Raw genomic sequence first — 19,875 nt, forward strand, 5'->3', positions numbered from 1 at the left:
CAGGTCCTATGCGGGGTGGAACGATCGCGGTGGTCGGCGGGAGCATCGCGGGCTGCGCCGTCGCCACGGCGGCTGCGCGGGCGGGCGCCGGTGAGGTGGTGGTGCTGGAGCGCACGCGCGGGCGGCTGCAGGACCGCGGCGTCGGGCTGTGCATCCACGACGAGCGGGCCGCCGAGCTCGGCGCGAGCGGCGCGCTGCCCGCGGGGATCGCGGCGCACCGGCTGGAGCGGCGCCGCTGGGTGGTCCGCGACGATGCCCACGCAGCGGGCGGGCGGGTGACCTGGGAGCAGCCCTTCCCCTTCCACTCCTACCACTGGGGGCTGCTCTGGCACGGCCTTCGCGAGTCCGTTCCGGGCTCGGTGGTCTACCGGCAGGGGGCGGTGGTGACCGGGGTCGCCGAGAGCGGGGCCACGGGCGTCGAGGTGCGGCTCGCGGGTGGGTCCGTCGAGCGGTACGACCTGGTGGTCGGAGCCGACGGGTACCGGTCGGTGGTGCGCGCGGCGCTCTGCCCGGACTCCCGGCCGCAGTACGCCGGTTACGTGTGCTGGCGCGGCAACCTCGACGCCGCGCTGCTCACCGGGCTCGGCGGCGTCGCGGACTCGGCCCCCGAGACGGTGACCACGGTCTGCTTCCCGGGCGGTTCCTGCGTCATCTACCGGATTCCGGGCCCGGACGGCCCGCGGCTGAACTGGGTGCTCTACGCCCCGCCGCCGCAGGACGGGCAGCTGCGCCAGGGCGATCCGACGAGCTTCCCGCCGGGCGGCCTCACCCCCGAGCTCGCGGGACATCTGGCGGCGTTGCTCGATCGCGAGTTCCCGCCGTACTGGGGGCGGGCGCTCGCGCTGACCGACCCGGCGGACACCTTCGTCCAGCCGATCTACGACGTGGAGACCGCGCGCACCGCCGCCGGCCGGCTGCTGCTCGCGGGGGACGCGGCGAGCGTGGTACGCCCGCACAACACGAGCGGCGCCGCCAAGGCCCTCCAGGACGCCACCGCCCTCGCCGACGGCTGGCGGCGCAGCGGGTCCTTCGAGGAACTGCTGCGCGGCTACGAGGAGACCCGCGGCGCCGCCGGACGGGAACTGGTCGCGCTGGCCCGCCGGCTGGGCCGCGCCCAGGTCGAGCGGACCCCGGCCTGGGCGGGCATGGACGGCGGCGCGATGGCGGCCTGGTGGCGGGGCCAGCTGGGCGAGGCCCCCGGTATCGGGGGCCGGGCCATGGCCCCGTAGGCCCAGGACCCCGAGTCCTACTGCCCCTTGGTGGTGTTGCTGGTGATCGTGCCGTCCGTACCGGACACGGTGACCGCGTGTCGGACCCCGTCGGAGCCGATGACCACGGCCAGCCAGGCGCTGCCGCCGCCCTCCTGCGCGACCGCGCGCAGACCCGCCACCTTCCCGCCCGGCACGGCCGCGGCGGCCTTCTCGGCCGCCTCGCCGATGGCGAGGGAGGGGATGGGCGCGGGCGCCGGGGCCTCCTTCGCGAAGCCGCCTCGTCCGTCGGCGCCGGGGCGACCCGGCTCTCCGGGCGCCTTGGGGCCCGCGGGGCGGCCGGGGCCGGCCTGCTCCCGTTCGTGCCGAGGTTCGGCGGCGTGCGGGCCGCCCCGGAGGCCGCCCTCGGCGCCCGGTCCGGCCCAGGCCATGTGCGGACCCCGCTCGACGCGCATGTGGTGGTCGTGGTGTCCGGCCACGGCCACCGCCGCCGCTCCGCCGACGACCACCACCGCGACGGCACCCGCCGCCACCCAGCGGGCGCGCTTGCCGCCGGGGACGAGGCGGCCCAGGGCCGCGGACTTGCGGGGCCCTGCCTCGGGGGCGGTCGCCGGGGTGGTCACGGCGGCGGTCTCGGGCTGCTCGGACGGCGGGACAGAATCAGACATACAGGCACTCCTCAGGACAACCGGGCGCGGTGCGGCGCGGCTCGTTCCAGAGCATGCTGAGCGGAACCTGAAGCCCCGCTGAAGCCACCTGAAGACCTCTTCAGCCAACCGCGGAGCGGTCCTGAGATCCTGTCCGACATGCGCGTACTGGTGGTGGAGGACGAACGGCGGCTCGCCGTGGCCCTGCAGCGAGGGCTGCAGTCGGAGGGGTTCTCGGTGGATGTGGCCCACGACGGGACCCAGGGCCTGTGGATGGCCACGGAGCACGACTACGACCTCATCGTTCTGGACATCATGCTGCCCGGACTCAACGGATACCGGGTGTGCGCGAAACTGCGCGCGGCCGGCAACGAGTCGGGGATCCTGATGCTCACGGCCAAGGACGGCGAGTACGACGAGGCGGAGGCGCTCGACACCGGCGCCGACGATTTTCTGTCCAAGCCGTTCTCCTACGTCGTCCTCGTCGCCCGGCTGCGCGCGCTCGGCCGGCGTACGGGCCGCCGACGGCCCCAGGTGATGCGGTTCGGCGATCTGCTGCTCGACCCCGCCCGGCACTCCTGTTCCCGCGGCGGCACGGAGATCCGGCTGACGGCGCGGGAGTTCGCGGTCCTGGAGTACCTGGCCCGGCGCTCCGGCGAGGTGGTGCCCAAGCGGGACATCCTGGAACAGGTGTGGGACAGCGCCTTCGACGGCGATCCCAACGTGGTCGAGGTCCACGTCAGCGCCGTCCGGCGCAAGATCGACGCACCGTTCGGCCGCGCCGCGGTGGAGACCGTGCGCGGAGCCGGGTACCGACTGGCGGCCGACGGTGGCTGAGGCCGTGGCCGAACACCCCGGGCCGCGCGAGCGCGACCGCGTGCGCGTGCGCGCCGCCCTGCGCGCGGTCCCGGGCGCGCTCCTGCGCCGGTGGCCGGTGCTGCGGCGGCTGTGGCCCACCACCGTAAGGGCGCGGGCCACCGTAGGCGCGAGCGTGGTGGTGGCCGCGGCGCTGGCGCTCGCCTCGTTCGCCCTGCTCGGGCTGCTGGAGGCGAACCTGCTCCGCAACGCGGAGAACGACGCCCGCCGCCAGGCCGAGACGGTCGCGCAGCTCGCCGCCACCGGGAAGCTGGGCCGCGTACGGCCGCCGGCCCGCGGCATCGACTTCGTCCAGGTGGTGGGCGCCGACGGGCGCGTCCTGTTCGCCAGCCCGAACCTGGCCGGTGCGCCCGCCTTCCCGCCGACCGGTCCCGGCGCGCCGGGAACCCGGTTCCACACGTGGCGGGTCCGCCCGGTGGACGGTGAGTACCGGCAACGGGTCGTCCAGGTCGTCACGGAGACCCCGGACGGCATGGCCACCGTCTACGCCGGCGCCTCCCTGCGGGACGCGGACGCGGCCGACGACACGACCACCGCCGCTCTCGTGATCGGCATGCCCCTGCTGCTGGCCACCGTCGCCCTCGTGACCTGGCGGGTCACCGGGCACGCACTGCGGCCGGTGGAGGAGATCCGGGCGGAGGTCGCCGAGATCTCCGACCGCGGCCTGCACCGTCGGGTGCCGGTGCCCGCCACCCACGACGAGGTCGCCCGGCTGGCCGAGACCATGAACGCCACCCTGGACCGGCTGGAGGCCTCGGGGATCCGCCAGCAGCAGTTCATCGCCGACGCCTCCCACGAACTGCGCAGCCCCATCACGGTCCTGCGCACCCAGTTGGAGGTGGCCCTGGCCGTCCAGGACCCGGAGCTGTGGCCCGAGCTGATCTCCGGGGCCTTGGAGGACATCGAACGGCTCCAGCACCTGACGGCCGACCTGCTGCTGCTCGCCCGGATCGACGCGGCCCGGCCGGTGGTCGCCGCCCCGCTGGACCTGACCGGCCTCGTGCGCGAGGTGGTGGAGGGCCGACTCGGCGACCGGGTCCCCGTACGGCTGCGACTGCAACCCGATGTCGAGGTCACCGCCGGCGCGCTGTGGCTCGGCCGTATCGTCACGAACCTCGTCGACAACGCGCAGCGCTACGCCGATGAGCGGGTGGACGTCACCCTGCGCACCACGAACGGCGCGCGGCCGGGTACGGCGGTGTTGGAGGTGGTCGACGACGGCCCCGGAATCCCGGGGGCCGACCGGGAGCGTATCTTCGAACGCTTCACGCGCCTGGACGACTCGCGCAGTCGCGACCACGGCGGAGCCGGCCTGGGCCTCGCCATAGCCCGCGACCTGAGCACCCACCACGGCGGCACCCTGACGGCCGAGGGCGGTGCGGGCGGCGCCGGGGGTGCGCGGCTGGTGCTGCGCCTGCCGACGACCGGCCGGACCTGACGGGCAGAGGTGCCGGGGTGACCGGGGTGACCGGGGTGACCGGGGTGACCGGGGTGACCGGGGTGTGTGTCCCCCGTTCGCCCCTTCACCCCCACCCGACTTCACCCGTTGACGAAGAGGAGGTCCTCGCTGGGGTGGGTCATCCGCAGGATCTGATCCTCCGTGATCTCGACCACCCGGTGCAGACCCATGAGCTCTTCGCCGTCCGGCAGGATCCGGAACGTGTCCCCGGCCCCGGCCAAGAAGGCGCGGAAGCCCGCCAGGGAGCAGTTCTCGGGGACCGCGTCGAAGTAGTCCTTCAGCCGGCGGAACAGCTTGGGGAGGATCACCACACCGGTGTCGTCGTTGGTGATCGAGGCGATGCCGTCGATCTCCGCCCCCTCCACGGTCACGTCCTTCGCCCACAGCCCCTTCGGCGGCGTACTCTCCTTCGCCTCCACGGCGGCGGCCCTGAGAACGTCCCGCAGCTCCACGGCCAGGCCGTCGTAGAAGGTCGGGTAGGCCAGACCGCTCTTGAGCAGGTGGTAGTTGGCGGTCCGCTCCAGCTTCTCCTTGTCGACGGTGATCCGGTAGCCGCTGTACGCGGGCGGGGTGCCGCGGCCGACCAGGGCCACGCAGCGGCCGAACATGTCGGTGCCACTGGTGAGGATGTAGCCGGGCACCTTGTCGGGGACGGTGGTGACCGTCTCGTCGTCGTGCCGCTCGATGCTGGTGAAGCGGAGCCAGGTCAGCAGCGCGTCGGCGGCCGCGTGGGCGAACTTCAGCGGCTGGTGCCGCTCCGGCCCGTAGCTGCCGTTGGTGTAGTGGGTCTCCAGTGCGTCGATGCCCTCCAGGCGCACGGAGACCCGCCCGTCCGCCTTGGGGAGGACCCCGGTGCACCCGGGCACGAGCCGCCAGTCCGCCACGTCGTCCGGGATGAAGGGGATGGTGTCCCCGTCCGGCTTGGTTCCGCCGTTCACCCGGAACGACCCTCTGATCAGCAACATGGACACGACGACTCCCACGGACGCAACCGAGCGATCACTTTCAGTAGCAGTACGTCACTCACAGTACATGTCCCGCGGGGTGGAGGCCTTGGAAAACCCGGTGCCTCGGCCGGACACGATCACTAGACTCGGCGTGCGCGCTGCCGACGGGGCACCGCGCGCCTCATGCCGAGTGAAGAGAAGGGGAGCCGCGCCATGTGCACATTCCGCACCGCCGCCTTCGCTCCCCCGACCCGGTACGACGTGATCCCGGTGTCTCGTAGCGCGCGGTGCCGGCTGCGCGGCCGTCACCGTATGCCCGTGACCCACTTCTAGGGTTCCGTCCGTCCCCTCCCGCCTTCCGCACGCCCGTGAGCGCGTGCGCCCGTCAGCGCGTGCGCCGCTGCGTCCCCCGGCCCGGACCCCTTCCGGACCGGACGGCGACGCCGCTCCGCCCCGCGCTGCGCGGCCACCGGCTGCCCGCAGGGCCGGACCAGGGGCCAAGGAGCGGGGACCGGAGCAGGGTTCGGGAATCGCGCCGCCCTCTTCCTCAGCACACTCGAAAGGCCTCGGGCCATGCGCGCCAACAGGCAGAACCTCCCCGCCTCCTCCCCCACCGCCGTCCGCAACCTGGGCATCCTCGCCCACGTCGACGCCGGCAAGACCACCCTCACCGAACGGATCCTCTTCGCGACCGGTGCCATCCACAAGCGGGGCGAGGTCCATCACGGCACCACCGTCACCGACTACGACGCCCAGGAACGCGATCGCGGCATCACCATCTTCGCCGCGGCCGTGAGCTGTGCCTGGGGCGGGCATCGCGTCAACCTGATCGACACCCCGGGGCACGTCGACTTCTCCGACGAGGTCGAGCGATCCCTACGGGTGCTGGACGGGGCCGTCGCGGTGTTCGACGCCGTCGCCGGGGTCGAGCCGCAGAGCGAGACGGTGTGGCGGCAGGCCGACCGGCACGGTGTGCCGCGGATCGCGTTCGTCAACAAGCTGGACCGGGCGGGCGCCGACCTCGACAGCGCCGTCGCGTCGATCCGCCGGCGCCTGGGCGTCGTACCCCTGGTGGTGCAGCTGCCCATCGGGGCGGAGGACTCGTTCTCCGGCGTCGTCGACCTCCTGGCGATGCGCGCGCTGCACTGGCGGGCCGACTCCGACGGCTACCAGGTGGGCCCGGTCCCCGAACCCCTGCGGGAGGAAGCGGCGCGGCGCCGCCGACTCCTTGAGGAGACGGTGGCCGAGCTGCACGCCGATGCCCTGGAGGAGTTCTGCTCGGCCTCGGCCCTGACGGAGCGCACCCTGGTGCGCGCCCTGCGGGAGCTGACGCTGCGCGGGGACGGTGTCGTGGTGCTGTGCGGATCGGCGTACCGCAACCGCGGGATCGAGCCGCTGCTGGACGCGGTCCTCGCCTACCTGCCGTCGCCCGCCGACATGCCTCCGGTACGGGGGCTGGTGGGCGACGGCGCGCAGGAGGAGCGCGCCCCCGACCCGGCGGAGCCGTTCACGGCGCTCGCCTTCAAGGTGACGGCGACGGCGACCGGACGGCTCACCTACCTACGGGTCTACGCGGGCACCCTGCGCAAGGGCGCGACCGTACTGGACGCGGCCACGGGCCGTACGGAGCGGGTCGGCCGGATCCTGCGGGTCCAGGCCGACCGGCACGAGGAACGGGAGGAGGCGGTGGCCGGTGACATCGTCGCGGTGATCGGGCTGAAGACCGCTCGGGCGGGCACGACCCTGTGCGCGCCCGGCGCGGGGCTCGTCCTGGAACCGCCGTCGGTGGCCGAACCGGTGGTGTCGGTCGCGGTCGAGGCCCGTCGCAGCATGGACACGGGCCGGCTCTCGGCGGCGCTGGCCCGGCTCGCCGAGGAGGACCCGTCGCTGGTGGTGCGGTCCGACGCGGAGAGCGGCCAGACCGTGCTGTCGGGGATGGGCGAGCTGCACCTGGAGGTGGCGGTGGAGAAGATCCGCAGCGGCCACGGGGTGGAGGTCGTCGTCGGCCGGCCGCAGGTCTCCTACCGGGAGACCGTCGTGCGCGGGGTCAGCGGCCTCGTCCACCGGCATGTCAAACAGGACGGTGGCGCGGGCCAGTTCGCGCACGTCGTCCTCGACGTCGAGCCGCTGGAGGAGCCGTGCTTCGAGTTCCGCTCGACGGTCGTCGGCGGACGCGTACCGCAGGAGTACGCGCGCGCCGTGGAAGCCGGCTGCCTGGACGCGCTCGCCGAGGGCCCGCTCGGCGGGTTCCCGGTGACGGGGCTGCGGGTCACACTCACCGACGGGGCGACCCACTCCAAGGACTCCTCGGAGATGGCGTTCCGCGCGGCGGGGCGGTTCGGGCTGCGCGAGGCCCTGCGGTTGAGCACGATGGAGCTCCTGGAACCGCTCGTCGAGGTCACGGTGACGGTTCCGCAGGACGGTGTCGGGGGCGTTCTGGGTGATCTCGCCGCCCGCCGCGGCCGGGTCTCCGGTTCCACCGCCGAGGCGGGGACCGCGGTGATCACGGCGGACGTGCCGCTGGCCGAGCTGTTCGGCTACGCGTCCCGGCTGCGCGGCCGGACGCAGGGCCGGGGCACCTTCACCACCCGGCCGGCCGGTCTCGCACCGGTTCCGGCCTCGGTCGCGGCGGCCGTGGCGGCCCGGTGACCGCAGGGTGAACGCCCGCCCCGTCCCCGTCCGTCGGGGGCGGGGCGGGCCACTAAGCTGCGGGGTTCGGCGGTACTCGCAGACAGACAAGGTGAACATGTTCGAGCCGGTGCAGGAAAATCCCTACCCCGACACCCACGTCCTCGGTGAGGGCCCCGAGCCGCACCCGCTGCTGCGGCCCGTCCTGCACCTGCTGGGACGTTGGCACGGCCGGGGGCAGGGCGAGTACCCGACCCTCGAGAAGGACTTCCGCTACGAGCAGGAGATCACCTTCAGCCACGACGGCCGCCCCTTCCTGCGCTACGAGGCACGCGCGTGGCTCATCGACGCGTCCGGGGCGCCGGTGCGGCCGGCGGGCCGTGAGGCCGGGTGGTGGCGCGTGACCCCCGACGCCGGACTGGAGGTCGTACTCGCCCACCCCACCGGCATCGTGGAGACGTACGTCGGGCGGGTCTCGGGTACGGAGGTCGAGATCGAGACCAAGGACGTCGCACTGACCCCGCTGGCCAAGGAGGTCACCGGCACGCGGCGGCACTACACGGTCGAGAACGGCGAGATGACGGTGGTCCACGACATGGCCGCCGTGGGACAGCCCCTGCAGCACCACCTCACGACGCACCTGCGACAGCGCCCGTCCTAGGCGGGGTCCTGCCGATCAGGGGGGCGGGCCGTACGGGCAGGGGCGGGGCCGGCATCGGGCCCGGGTCGGGCCTGTGGGATCACCCGGGTGCCCCGGCACGGCTGCGGGTGCCGCGGCCCGCGCCGACGCATAGTCGGTGGCAGGCCGGAGTCGACGGCCCTGACCCTGGGGAGTGACCGTGGTGGATGTGGAACGACGCTGCGCGCTGGCGGGCCTGCTGTGCGCGGGGTTGGCGGGGCTCGCCGGGTTCGCGCCCTCCGCCCCGGCCGCGGCCGCGCCCGCGTCGGCGCGCACCGCGCGGGCCACCGCCGCGGGTCCCCGCCCGCCCGCTTCGCTGCTGGGCGACGAGATCCGCCGGCTGCCCACCTCCCGCAAGGCGCTGGCCCTCACCTTCAACGCCGCCTGGGACGTCGACGGGATCGACACGGTGCTGGCCGAGTTGCGCCGGCGAAAGCTGCCCGCCACCTTCTTCCCGACCGGCGAGTTCGCCGAGGCCCAGCCCGCGGCGGTGCGCTCCATCGCCGACGCGGGGCACGGCCTCGGCAACCACTCGTACAGCCACCCCTACTTCAGGGACCTGAGCACGGCCGAGCGGGCGGACGAGGTACGCGCCGCCGACGAGGCCATCCGGACGGCTGCCGGGACCGAGCCCCTGCCGTTCTTCCGTTTCCCCTACAGCGCCACCACCCCGGATGCCATCGCCGACGTCAACGACCTGGGCTACGCGGCGATCGAGTTCAGCGCCGACACGAACGGCTACCTCGGCCCGCAGGGCGGCATGACCGTGGACAAGGCCGTCGAACGGGCCGTCGACGCCTTCGCTCCCGGGGCGATCATCCAGATGCACGTCGGCAGTCACGGCGCGGGCGTCGTCCTCGACGCCGAAGCCCTTCCCCTGATCGTCGACGCCGCCGTGGCCGACGGCTACGAGGTCATCGACCTGCGCCAGTTCCTCGTAGCCGCGCCGGGGACCCGGTGAAAGCGCCCCCATGAGGCGGGCGGCGGCCGTCGGCCACCACCCCGTGCGCGCCCCACCCGCCGACCACGTAATGTCACCCTGTCGATCACGGGGAGGGGACATTCATGCAGGTCGGATCCAGACGCGGCTTCCTGGTCGCGGCGGCCGCCATCACCGCGACGGCCTCCGTCGGCGCCTGCCGCAGCCGGAGGGACGGGGGCGGCGACCCGCTCGACGTCTCGGCGAGCGCGAACCTGCCCGTGGCCCCGGAATCCCTGGCCTCCGACGGCACCACCATCGTGCTGGGCGACCCCGGCGCTCCGCTCGCCGTCCGGCTGTACGAGGACATGAGCTGCCCCGCCTGCGCCGAGTTCGAGACGGAGGGCACCGCCCCGTACCTGAAGCGCGCGGCCCGCAACGGCGCACTGCAGTTGCAGTTCACGCTGGGGTCCTTCCTGGGCTCGGGATCGAAGCTCGCGGCGAACGCCCTGCGCGCCGCCCTGGACCAGCACATGTTCGCCGACTACCACGACCTGCTGTACCGGCAACAGAGCGCGGTACGGAAGTCAGGTGGCTTCACGCAGGACCGGCTGCTGGGACTGGCCATCATGATTCCGGGCCTGCGCGGCCCGGAGTTCGACGCGGCCGTGCTGGAGACCAAACACCGGGACTTCGTCGAAGCCGCCGACGAGGCGCTCCGTACGTCACCCGTCCTGGGAACCCCCGCCATGGCGATCGACGGGGCCTTGATCACGTCGGACCGCCACGAGCTCTTCACGGATCGCAGCCGCCTCTACCGGCACCTCAGGAAGGCGGCCGGGGCCACGACATAGGTGTGGCCCTGCGGCGGAAGAGGTGACCCCGGCTCCCCAACTCTTATGACGAAGCGGCCCGTTGCCCGGTCGGTTATCGTCCGCCTCGGCACTGACGGATCGGAACACCGGGATCTGACGGGTGAGCGAGAAGGAAGTTCTGGCGCAGCGCTTCGAAGAGCACCGCTCGCACCTGCGGGCGGTGGCCTCCCAGGCGATCACCTTCGCCCGGTTCGCGGAGGCCGCCCACGCCGTGCTGGTCAACGGGGTTCCCGGGGTGGTCGCGATGGCGGAGGGCCGGGCGCTGTCGGTCATGGCGTTCACCGTCCAGGACGGCCGGATCACCGCACTCGACATCCTCACCGACCCCGAGCGCCTGGCGCGCATCGACCTGAGCGTCGTCCGGGGCGGCTGAGTCGCCGCCAGGCACGCCGTACGGGGCCGGGGCCGCCCGGACCCGTACGGGCTGCGCTCAGGCGGTGGGGCGCCGAACCAGCTGGGCAACCGGTCGAGCAGATCGTGCTGGTCGAGCATCTCGACGGTGCGTACGCGTGTCCCGCGACCCCGGGAGTGACCTGCCTCACACGCTGTCACATTCCGGGATCGCACGGTGTCTTGATGTCGAACCGGCCGAAGCGAAGGACCGAAGGAGACGGACACCATGACTCAGCACACCGATGTGGTCGTGATCGGCGGAGGATACGCGGGTGTCATGGCGGCCAACCGCCTGACGCGGCGGGACGGCGTGACGGTGACCCTGATCAACCCGCGCGCGAACTTCGTCGAGCGGATCCGCCTGCACCAGCTGGCCGCCGGGACCGATGACGCGGTCGTCGAGTACCGGGAGGTCCTCGCCGAGGGCGTGCGACTGGTCGTGGACACCGTGACGCGGATCAACGCCGCGGAGCGCAGTGTGACGCCGGGGACCGGCACCCCGATCGGCTACGACTACCTCGTCTACGCGGTGGGCAGCGGCAGCGCCGACCTCCTCGTGCCCGGGGCCGCCGAGTTCGCCTACCCGATCACCACCCTGGAGGAGACCCAGCGGCTGCGGCCGGTCCTCGACGCCGCCGCCCCCACGGCGGCGGTGACGGTGGTCGGGGCGGGTCCGACGGGCATCGAGACCGCCGCCGAGCTCGCGGAACAGGGCCGCCGCGTGACCCTGGTCTGCGGTGGGGTGCTCGGCCCCTACCTGCACGCCCGGGGCCGCCGCTCGGTCGCGGGCCGGATGGCCGAGCTCGGGGTGACCGTGCTCGACGGCCCGGGGACGAAGGTGACGGCGGTGACCCGCGACGCGGTGCGGCTCGCCGACGGCCGGGAGGTGGCGAGCGAGGTGACCATCTGGACCGCCGGCTTCGGCGTGCCGGACCTGGCCGCGCGCAGCGGGCTGAGCACGGACGCCCTGGGTCGCCTGCTCACGGACGAGACGCTGACGAGCGTGGACGACGACCGCGTCGTCGCGGCGGGCGACTCGGCGGCGCCGTCGGACCTGCCGCTGCGGATGAGCTGCCAGGCCGCGATGCCGCTGGGCGCGCGGGCGGCCGACACGGTGCTCAGCCGGATCGACGGGGAGCGGCCCTCGACCCTCAACCAGGTGTTCGCCGGGCAGTGCATCAGCCTGGGTCGACGGGCGGGCATCTTCCAGTTCGCGCACAAGAACGACGTGGCGCTGTGGTTCCACGTCGCCGGTCGCCCGGGGGCGAAGCTCAAGGAGCTCGTGTGCAAGGGCACCGTCAAGCACCTGGCCGACGAGGCGGGCAAGCCCGGTTCGTACGGCCTGCACCGCGTCTCGGGAGGGGACCAGCGCGGAAAGCGGCTGCGGGCCGAGCGCGGCGGGACGGCGGCCACCGCCGACCGGTCGGCCTGACCACGCCTACCGGCTCGTGGCCGACACCGACATCCGGTCCTCGAAACGCTGTCCCCGACGGAGCGCGCCGTCTTCGTGCTGCGCGAGGTCTTCGACGTCGGCCACGAGGAGATCGCGGCGGCCGTCGACAAGAGTCCCGCGGCGGTCCGTCAGGTCGCGCACCGCGCCCGCCGGCACGTCGGCGTCCGGCGTCCGGCGCCCGGCGTCCGCGCGAGGTGGTTCCCCCGAGTCGGACCCGGGCGGCCCTGGAGTCGTTCCGGCGCACGCTCGACACCGGGGACCTCCAGGGTCTGCTCGACGTACTCGCCCCCGACGCCGTCTCCATCGGTGACGGCGGCGGCGTGAAACAGGCCGCCGCCCGCCCGATCGTCGGCGCCGACAAGGTGGCCCGGTTCCTCATCGGCGGCACCGCCGAGCACGCGGCCACCCTCGCCGGCGTCCTCACCATGGTCAACGGCAGCCCGGCACTCGCCCTGCACCTGGACGGCGAGTTCGACGGCGTCATGGCGGTCCGCCTGGAGGACTCCCGGATCGCCGGCATCTCCTACGTCCGCAACCCGCAGAAGCCGACCCACCTCGCGACGGAGACCTCACTGACCCTGCGGTGAGGTGGGGGCCGACCGCCCGTGCGGCCGGCCCGACGGGCACCTTTCGGTCGAACTCGCGGACCCCGAACCGCCTTCAGCCGCGCTCCGGCACGTTCCGGCGTGCTCCGCGACCACCGCACCTCACGGGTCGTGACCGAGGGAATTCAGCAGGTAGTAATTAGGTGAATTCCTGACTGAATTCCCGTCAACAAGCCTCCGGTTCATATCTCGATTTGATAACAACCCGCCGGGGAAGGACTGGACCATTAGGGTGCGACGCGCGTAACTCGCTTTTTATTACGGCGAATTGACTGTTCGTCAAATCTTGCCGACAGGTAACGGAATGATTTCTCGGTGCGCGCCCCCGTTTGTCCGAATTCTCCTCGGCATTCGTCTGGCAGGCTTCCGCGCACCCAGTCTTCCGACAACGATTTGAGGTGCCCATGACAGGACGTCGCAGACGGCCTGCCGCCGCCGACCACCGCCGCAAACCGCGGCGGGTGATACTCGTCACCGCCGCCACCGCAGCGGCGGGGCTGATAGCCGCAGGCATCGCCTACTCAGGGATCGGCGACGGCGCCCAGGCCGCGGCGCCCGTGGTGGAGGCCGCCGCCGAGGCGCCGGCCGCCGCACCGGCCCGTGACCAGGAGCCGGAGCCGATCGCCGCCGCGCCCGCCAACGAGACCGCGAGCGGCATGATCTACGACGGCCTCCAGGCCGCGCCGAAGGGCGACCGGTGCGTGGGTGTCTACCGCACCGACACCGGGCTGTGCACCCACGGCCCCGACGCCCCGCCCAAGGGCGTCGACATCACGAAGGACATCGCGCCCGCGGTCAAGGAGACGGCTCCGGCAGCCGATCCGGCCCGCCCCGCCGCCGATGACCCGGCCAGCAAGGAAGGCGGCGGGCGTCCTCAGGACGCGCCCGCGGCCGACGCGTCGACGGCCACCAAGGCCTCCGCACCCGAACCCGCGGCCGCGGCCGGTAGCCAGAACGTCGCCGCCGGCCCCGCCGGCCAGACCGTCCAGTGCGACGGTGACGGCAGCACCGGCAACCGCGTGCAGGTCGTCTACGTCCACGCCCCCGGCAAGGACCGCTACTCCGAGTACGTCGCCTCGTTCCGCAAGTGGGCGGCCGACGCCGACCTCATCTACTCGACGAGCGCCAAGGAGACCGGCGGGGTACGTCACATCCGCTATGTGACGGCCGCCGACTGCACCCCCACCGTGCTCAACATCGAGCTCCCGGCCTCGGCTCTGGGTGAGTTCAGCGCGACGAACAACGCGCTCGCCGGCAAGGGCCTCGACCGTCGCGACCGCAAGTACATGATCTTCGCCGACACCCAGGTCTACTGCGGCATCGGCACCTTCGCGGGCGACGAGCGGCCCGGCCAGGCCAACCAGAGCAACTTCGGCCCCTCCTACGGGCGCACCGACTCCGGCTGCTGGGGCGGTCACACCGCCGCGCACGAACTCGGCCACAACCTGGGCGCGGTCAACAACAGCGCCCCGAACACCAGCCGTGGCGCGCACTGCACGGACGAGTACGACGTCATGTGCTACTCGGACACCCCGTACTACCCGCAGATGCGCAACATCTGCACCAACCAGGCGGCCGAGAACATCCTCGACTGCAACCACGACGACTACTTCCACACCAGTCCCAAGCCCGGCAGCTACCTGGCCACGCACTGGAACATCGCCGACAACCAGTTCCTGATGAAGAACCAGGGCGGCGGTGGCGGCACGGACCCCGGTCCGAACCCGTCCCCGACCCCCACCAAGAAGCCCTCGCCGACGCCGACCAAGAAGCCCACCGGCGGCCCGACCGTGACGGCGGCCCAGATCCAGTCCGACTCCGTCGTCGTGAGCTGGCCCAAGGTCGACGGCGCCTCCTGGTACGCGGTGCAGCTGAACGGCAAGCACCTGACGTGGGTCCAGGCCCAGGTGCTCCGCATCTACAACCTGCAGCCCGACACGGCGTACAAGGTGACCGTCTCGGTCCGCGACAGCGCCGGCCGTGACAGCGGACCCGGCAAGGCCGCGTCCTTCCGTACGACGGGCGCGGGCGGCGGCGCGACCACCCCGGGCACCCGCTACGTGCTCGGCAACGGCAGCACCGGCATGGCCGCGGAGGTGTGGGGCGGCCGCACCGCCGACGGCACGGTCCTCGTCGGTGGCCGCACCAACGGCTACGCCCAGCAGCAGTGGTACTTCGACGACGCGGGCAGCGGCCAGGTGCGCATCAAGTCCGTGGCCTCCGGCAAGTGCCTCCAGCCGGGCGGCACCCCCGCCGCGGGCATGTGGGTCTCCCAGCAGCCCTGCGCGGGCGGCAACAAGGCGCAGGCCTGGAAGCTGACCTCGCGCGGTGGCGCGGTGACCGTGACGGACGCGAGCGGCGGTTTCGCCCTCACCGTCAGCAACCGCCCCTACTACGGGTACTGGCTGCTCGACCTCCAGCGTGCGGACGGCCGCGCGACGCAGGCCTGGACCCTGCAGAAGTCCGGCTGATCACTGCCACGGCGCGCATTTCCTGACGCCCTGACGGCGTGAACCCACCCCGGCGGACGGCCGCACCGAGCGGCCGTCCGCCGGTACCCCTCATCTTGACCGGAGCACCCCGACGATGCGCATACGAATCGTTTTCTCGGCCGCCCTGGCCGCACTCGGCCTCATGTTCCTGCTCCCCGTCGCGGCCCACGCCCACGGTGACACCGTGAAGGTGGTGGTGACCGGGCAACGGGAGGGTCATGTCACCGCCGACGTCACCTGGGAGAACGACGGGGACGCCATCGACGAGGCCGTCGCCGCGACCGTGAACGCGGTCAGCGTCGACGGCTCCCGCACCGTGGGGCCCTGGCGCCTGGTCCGCGACACCGCCGCGGCGCCCGCGGGCTGGACCACGGCCGAGGCGCTGCCGCCGGGTTCGTGGAAGGTCGGCGTCGACGTGGGCTTCCCGGCCCTGGGGCACGGCGAACTCGAAGTGGCCGTACCTGTCGTGGACCCGGCTCCGGTCACCCCCACCCCGGTCACCCCCACCCCGGTCGCCTCCGCGGCCGCTCCGGTCCCGTCGGCCGCCGCGCCGGTGTCGTCGTCGACCTCGGCCCCGGCCGCCTCGTCGGCGCAGGGCACCACCGAACCGGCCGCCGACACCGAGGGGTACGCCGTCTGGTGGACGACGGCGGGCGTGGCGGTGACCGCCGTGGCCGGCGCGGCCGTGGGTCTCCTCCTCCGTCGCCGCCGGCGCGTGCGGCTCGACCGTCTCAACTAGTTCGGTCCGGGAGAGTCGGCGCCCTTCCGTCACCGTCCCCGTCACCAGGGCTGGAGCGCCACGCCCAAGAGACCCGTTAGCGGCTCGCGGCCACCGCGGCCGTGACCGCCTCGGCGAAGCGCTCCAGCCCGTGCGGGTTGATGCTCAGGAACAGATTCGGCTCGATGAGTTCCAGCTCCATGACCACGGGTTCCCTGGCCCCGTTCAACGTCAGGTCCACCCGGGCGAACAGCAGCTCGCCCGGGGCGGGAACGGCGGCCAGCGCCGCCCGTGCCGTACGGAGCTCCGCCTCCGACGGCTCGTAGGGGGCGGCGCCGGGGTGTGGCACCCGGAAGTTGTCGATCAGCCCCGCCTCCGTCAGCAGGGCCTGCTTGCGGATCGCGTGGCTGAAGGTGCCGCCGAAGAAGATCAGCGCCCGCTCCCCCTCCTCCACCAGCGGCAGGTACGGCTGGACGATCGCCGTACGGCCCTGGTCGAGCAGCATCCGCGCGTGCCGCTCGGCGTCCGCCCGGCGGCCGGGCTCGTAGCGCGCGGTGTCGCGCGCGCCCGAGGAGACGGCCGGCTTGACCACCACCCCGTGCGGCCCGTCGAAGTCCGCCGCGTCGCAGCGATCGCCCGGTTCGACGACCCGGGTCGGTACGACGGGGACCCCACGCGCGGCGAGTTCCAGCAGATAGCGCTTGTCGCTGTTCCAGCGCACCAGCGGCGCCGGATTCCACAGCGGGGTGACCTTGGCCGTCGCGTCCGCCCAGGCCAGGAACTCCGCCAAGCGGTCCGCGTAGTCCCAGGTCGACCGGATGACCGCGAGGTCGTAGTCGTCCCAGTGCGGTGTCTGCGCGTCCCAGGCCACCGCCTGCGCGGACAGGCCCGCCGCGCGCAACGTCGCCAGGATCAGCGGGAGATCCGCGTCCTGGTCGGCGCCGCCCTCGCTCGTCACGATCGCGATCCTCGCCGTACCCATACGGGTCTCCTGTCCTCGCTCCGCGGACCGCCCGGTGCGGTCGCCCCCGAACGATCACTCTTCCACACGCGCCGGTGCGGGAACCCGGCCGCCCGATCATGCGTCGTACCCGAGGTGGAAGACGGTCCGAGGCAGACAGGTGGGGCTCCGGTGGTGGTGCCGGCCGTGGCGGGGAGCGGCGTTCGACGCACCGCCCGGTGGCGCCCGGGCATCGACGCCCGGGGCCGTACGCCGTGGACACGCGGGCGCGTCCTCGCGGTGCTCGCCGTACTGAGCGCCGCGCTGCTGGTGTTCCACTCCTCGGTCCCCAACGCGGTGGGCCGAGCGGGCAGTGCGCTGGAGGCGTTCCTGCCCTGGCTCGGCCTCGCGGTTCCGGTCCTGCTCGTCTCGGCGCTGGTGCGCCGCTCGGCCACGGCCCTGGTGGCCGTCGTGCTGCCCGCCACCGCGTGGGCGGGCCTTTTCGGCGGGCTGTTCCTGCCGGCGGACCGAGGCGGGCACGACATCACGGCCCTCCAGCACAATGTGAGCGACGAGAACCCTGATCCCACCGGCACGGCGCGTGCCCTGATCGGGTCCGCGCCGGATCTCATCGCCCTGGAGGAGCTGACCCCCTCCGCGCTGCCGGCCTACGAGGCGGCGCTGGCGGCCGCGTACCCGTACCACGCGGTCGAGGGCACGGTCGGACTCTGGTCACGGCATCCGCTCACCGATGTCCGCCGGGTGGACATCAGGCCCGCGGGCATCGGGGAGGGCTGGGACCGCGGCCTGCGCTGCGGTGTGCGTACGCCGCAGGGTGAGATCGCGGTGTACGTGGCGCACCTGCCCTCGGTACGTTTGCGGGCGAGCGGTTTCGGCTCGGGCCCGCGGGACGAGAGCGCGCGGCTGTTGGGCGCGGCCGTCGCCGCCGAGAAGCTGGAGCGGGTGATCCTGCTGGGTGACCTCAACGGCACCGTGGACGACCGGGGTCTCGCCCCGCTGACCTCCCGGTTGGGCGCGCCGCGGCGGGGCGCGGCCCTCAGCTGGCCCGCGGCCATCCCGGTCGCCCGGATCGACCAGATCCTGACCCGTTCGGCAACCGCCTCCGAGGTCTGGACGTTGGCCGCCACCGGCAGCGATCATCTGCCGGTCGCCGCCCGCATCAGGTTCGACGCCTCATAGCCGGATGGCTACCTTGCCGCGCACATGGCCGTCCCGGAGGTAGCGGATGGCGTCGGGTACCTCGGCGAGCGGGTAGGTCCGGTCGACGGCGGGTGTCACCGAACCGGCCTCGATGAGTTCGGTGAGGGCTTCGAGGTCGCGGCTGCGCACCAGGGTGCCGTGGGCGCGTAGCCGGTGGCCGACGAAGGGTGACAGCAGCATCGCGCCCAGCTGGCGCTGGTTGCCGCCGATCCAGTTGCCTCCGCCCTCTCCGCCGACGATGGCGAGGGTTCCGCGCGGGGTGAGGGCGCGGCGCAGCCGGGAGATGGGCCGGTTGCCGGCGATGTCGAGGATGACGTCGTAGCGGCGGCTGCCGTCGACGGGGTCCTGCCGCGTGTAGTCGAGGACCTCGTCGGCGCCGAGGGAGCGGACCAGGTCGGTCTTGGTGGTGCTGCACACCCCGGTGACGTGGGCGCCATACGCCTTGGCCACCTGTACGGCGAAGCTGCCCACGCCGCCCGAGGCGCCGAGGACGAGGACGCGCTGACCGGCCTTGACCTGTCCGCTGTCCCGTACGGCGCCCAGCGCGGTGCAGGCGGAGACGGGGACCGCCGCGGCCTGTTCGAAACTGAGGCCGGCCGGCTTGGGTGCGAGGGCGCCCTCCTTGGCGCGGGCGTATTCGGCGAACGACCCCGCGCAGTTGCCGTACACCTCGTCACCCGGCCGGAAGCGGGTGACGTCCGGGCCGACGGCTTCGACCACCCCCGCGACGTCCATGCCGCGGACGCGGGTCCTGGGGGTCCGCAGGCCGGACACGGCGCGGACCGCGTAGGGCATGCCCGCCATGAGGTGCCAGACGCCTTGGTCGACGCCGGCGGCGTGCACCCGTACGAGGACCTCGCGCCGTCCCGGAACCGGTCGCTCCATCTCCTCCATGCGCAGGACCTCGGGCGGTCCGTAGACGTCCTGGACGATGGCCTTCATGAGTCGTCTCCCTCGGTGGAGGTGTACTGGAACACGGTGTCGAGCGGTACCGCGAACACGCGGGCGATCTCGAATGCCTTCTCCAGGGAAGGCGAGTAGCGGCCCTGCTCGATGGCGATGACGGTCTGACGGGTCACGCCGATCCGGCGGGCCAGCTCGGCCTGGGTCATCTCGCCGTTGGCGAAGCGCAGGGCCCGGATGGTGTTGGTGACCCGGGTGGGCTTCACCACGGGTGGAAGCCCAGCCGGTAGGAGGCGATCTTCGCCGTGGAGGCGAGCAGCGCCGAGAGGACGAACCCCAGGTAGATCGCGTTGGCGATCCAGAACTGGTCCGCCTCGGCCATCGCCAGCAGCATCCCGGTCACGGCGCCGATCACGACGAACGACTGGCCGATGTGGTCACCGAACCGGTGGATCTCCCGGTCACGCTGGTCCTTGACCTTGCCCTCCTCGGGCGAGAGCAGGGACACGGTGATGTGGAGCGCGATCGAGGCGACGATCGCCGCGCCGACCGTCCACAGCAGGGCGGCCGCGTACGGCTGCTGGGTCAGGGGCTCAGTCCCGGACCGCCCGAGAACGACGGCCAGATACGCCCCGTACGACACGACCGTGACCACGATCATGATCCACGCGCGTTTCTCCTCGACTGCCACGGCCACTCCCCATGTAAAGAAAACCAGACATCGACAGTGTCAAGGAATCGGGACACGGTGTCAATATTTCTTTACTTCGACGGGTGGCGGACCGCGCGCCCCCGCAGGATCGGCGGCGGGCCGAGGCGGTGGAAGCCGGTGCCCCCTAGTGACCTGGTTTGGAGATCCTGTCGCAGTAGCGGCAGATGCGGTCGAGGATCTGGTCGGCGGTCTTGGTCCAC

At 73.0% G+C, this 19,875-nt stretch carries 17 protein-coding genes and 2 pseudogenes; 13 read left to right on the forward strand and 6 right to left on the reverse strand.

Annotated elements, in window-relative coordinates; genetic code table 11:
* Positions 1-8 precede the first annotated feature (8 nt).
* The gene (locus AB8A24_RS36410) at positions 9-1,229 is read left to right on the forward strand and encodes an FAD-dependent monooxygenase (RefSeq protein WP_328965056.1); all 1,221 of its coding nucleotides are present in this window, start codon (positions 9-11) and stop codon (positions 1,227-1,229) included.
* A gap of 17 nt (positions 1,230-1,246) precedes the next feature.
* Here AB8A24_RS36410 and AB8A24_RS36415 read toward each other — a convergent pair whose 3' ends face one another.
* Positions 1,247-1,876 carry a hypothetical protein gene (locus tag AB8A24_RS36415; protein WP_266386636.1) on the reverse strand — a complete coding sequence of 210 codons (630 nt, stop codon included), beginning with the start codon at positions 1,874-1,876 and terminating at the stop codon, positions 1,247-1,249.
* Positions 1,877-2,014: 138 nt separating this feature from the next.
* Here AB8A24_RS36415 and AB8A24_RS36420 point away from each other — a divergent pair, with 138 nt between their 5' ends.
* Positions 2,015-2,692: a response regulator transcription factor gene (locus AB8A24_RS36420; RefSeq protein ID WP_328965055.1), complete on the forward strand. Its 678-nt coding sequence runs from the start codon at positions 2,015-2,017 to the stop codon at positions 2,690-2,692.
* A gap of 4 nt (positions 2,693-2,696) precedes the next feature.
* A complete protein-coding gene (locus AB8A24_RS36425; RefSeq protein ID WP_369478639.1) occupies positions 2,697-4,169 on the forward strand; it encodes a sensor histidine kinase in 1,473 nt (490 codons plus the stop codon).
* Positions 4,170-4,270: 101 nt separating this feature from the next.
* Here the strand turns inward: AB8A24_RS36425 and AB8A24_RS36430 are convergent, their stop codons facing one another.
* A complete protein-coding gene (locus AB8A24_RS36430) occupies positions 4,271-5,155 on the reverse strand; it encodes a thermonuclease family protein (protein ID WP_369478646.1) in 885 nt (294 codons plus the stop codon).
* 555 nt (positions 5,156-5,710) lie between these two features.
* On the opposite strand from AB8A24_RS36430, the gene fusA reads away from it, so the two are divergent.
* From fusA to AB8A24_RS36475, 9 genes and pseudogenes are all read left to right on the forward strand, one after another.
* Positions 5,711-7,786: an elongation factor G gene (gene fusA / locus AB8A24_RS36435; protein WP_369478640.1), complete on the forward strand. Its 2,076-nt coding sequence runs from the start codon at positions 5,711-5,713 to the stop codon at positions 7,784-7,786.
* Between the two features lie 97 nt (positions 7,787-7,883).
* On the forward strand, positions 7,884-8,426 hold the full coding sequence (locus AB8A24_RS36440) for an FABP family protein (RefSeq protein ID WP_328965051.1): 543 nt from the start codon (positions 7,884-7,886) through the stop codon (positions 8,424-8,426).
* Between the two features lie 181 nt (positions 8,427-8,607).
* On the forward strand, positions 8,608-9,405 hold the full coding sequence (locus AB8A24_RS36445) for a polysaccharide deacetylase family protein (protein WP_328965050.1): 798 nt from the start codon (positions 8,608-8,610) through the stop codon (positions 9,403-9,405).
* Between the two features lie 104 nt (positions 9,406-9,509).
* Complete coding sequence (locus AB8A24_RS36450) at positions 9,510-10,217, forward strand: thioredoxin domain-containing protein (protein WP_328965049.1); 708 nt, start codon at positions 9,510-9,512, stop codon at positions 10,215-10,217.
* A 181-nt stretch (positions 10,218-10,398) separates the two neighbouring features.
* Positions 10,399-10,611 (forward strand): annotated as a pseudogene (locus tag AB8A24_RS36455) (RNA polymerase subunit sigma-70); the annotation flags it as partial.
* 246 nt (positions 10,612-10,857) lie between these two features.
* A complete protein-coding gene (locus AB8A24_RS36460; RefSeq protein ID WP_328965048.1) occupies positions 10,858-12,063 on the forward strand; it encodes an FAD-dependent oxidoreductase in 1,206 nt (401 codons plus the stop codon).
* A gap of 36 nt (positions 12,064-12,099) precedes the next feature.
* Positions 12,100-12,671 (forward strand): annotated as a pseudogene (locus AB8A24_RS36465) (sigma factor-like helix-turn-helix DNA-binding protein); the annotation flags it as partial.
* Between the two features lie 422 nt (positions 12,672-13,093).
* Positions 13,094-15,160, forward strand: coding sequence for an RICIN domain-containing protein (locus AB8A24_RS36470; protein WP_369478641.1), 2,067 nt, complete (start codon positions 13,094-13,096; stop codon positions 15,158-15,160).
* Positions 15,161-15,275: 115 nt separating this feature from the next.
* Positions 15,276-15,920, forward strand: a complete 645-nt coding sequence (locus AB8A24_RS36475; protein WP_369478642.1) for a hypothetical protein — start codon at positions 15,276-15,278, stop codon at positions 15,918-15,920.
* Positions 15,921-15,996: 76 nt separating this feature from the next.
* Here the strand turns inward: AB8A24_RS36475 and AB8A24_RS36480 are convergent, their stop codons facing one another.
* The gene (locus AB8A24_RS36480; RefSeq protein WP_369478643.1) at positions 15,997-16,881 is read right to left on the reverse strand and encodes a RimK family alpha-L-glutamate ligase; all 885 of its coding nucleotides are present in this window, start codon (positions 16,879-16,881) and stop codon (positions 15,997-15,999) included.
* Between the two features lie 210 nt (positions 16,882-17,091).
* Here AB8A24_RS36480 and AB8A24_RS36485 point away from each other — a divergent pair, with 210 nt between their 5' ends.
* A complete protein-coding gene (locus tag AB8A24_RS36485) occupies positions 17,092-18,039 on the forward strand; it encodes an endonuclease/exonuclease/phosphatase family protein (protein WP_328966111.1) in 948 nt (315 codons plus the stop codon).
* Here AB8A24_RS36485 and AB8A24_RS36490 read toward each other — a convergent pair.
* From AB8A24_RS36490 to AB8A24_RS36500, 3 genes are read right to left on the reverse strand one after another with little or no spacing between them, the layout of a single operon-like run.
* The gene (locus tag AB8A24_RS36490) at positions 18,034-19,002 is read right to left on the reverse strand and encodes an NAD(P)-dependent alcohol dehydrogenase (RefSeq protein WP_369478644.1); all 969 of its coding nucleotides are present in this window, start codon (positions 19,000-19,002) and stop codon (positions 18,034-18,036) included. The two genes, AB8A24_RS36485 and AB8A24_RS36490, sit on opposite strands and share 6 nt — an antisense overlap.
* Positions 18,999-19,202 carry a helix-turn-helix transcriptional regulator gene (locus AB8A24_RS36495; RefSeq protein ID WP_323181225.1) on the reverse strand — a complete coding sequence of 68 codons (204 nt, stop codon included), beginning with the start codon at positions 19,200-19,202 and terminating at the stop codon, positions 18,999-19,001. The genes AB8A24_RS36490 and AB8A24_RS36495 overlap by 4 nt, the downstream gene beginning before the upstream one ends.
* A gap of 23 nt (positions 19,203-19,225) precedes the next feature.
* Positions 19,226-19,654: a hypothetical protein gene (locus tag AB8A24_RS36500; protein ID WP_328965043.1), complete on the reverse strand. Its 429-nt coding sequence runs from the start codon at positions 19,652-19,654 to the stop codon at positions 19,226-19,228.
* Positions 19,655-19,875 lie beyond the last annotated feature (221 nt).

The organism is Streptomyces sp. BF23-19, assembly GCF_041106355.1.
Classification (GTDB): domain Bacteria; phylum Actinomycetota; class Actinomycetes; order Streptomycetales; family Streptomycetaceae; genus Streptomyces; species Streptomyces virginiae_A.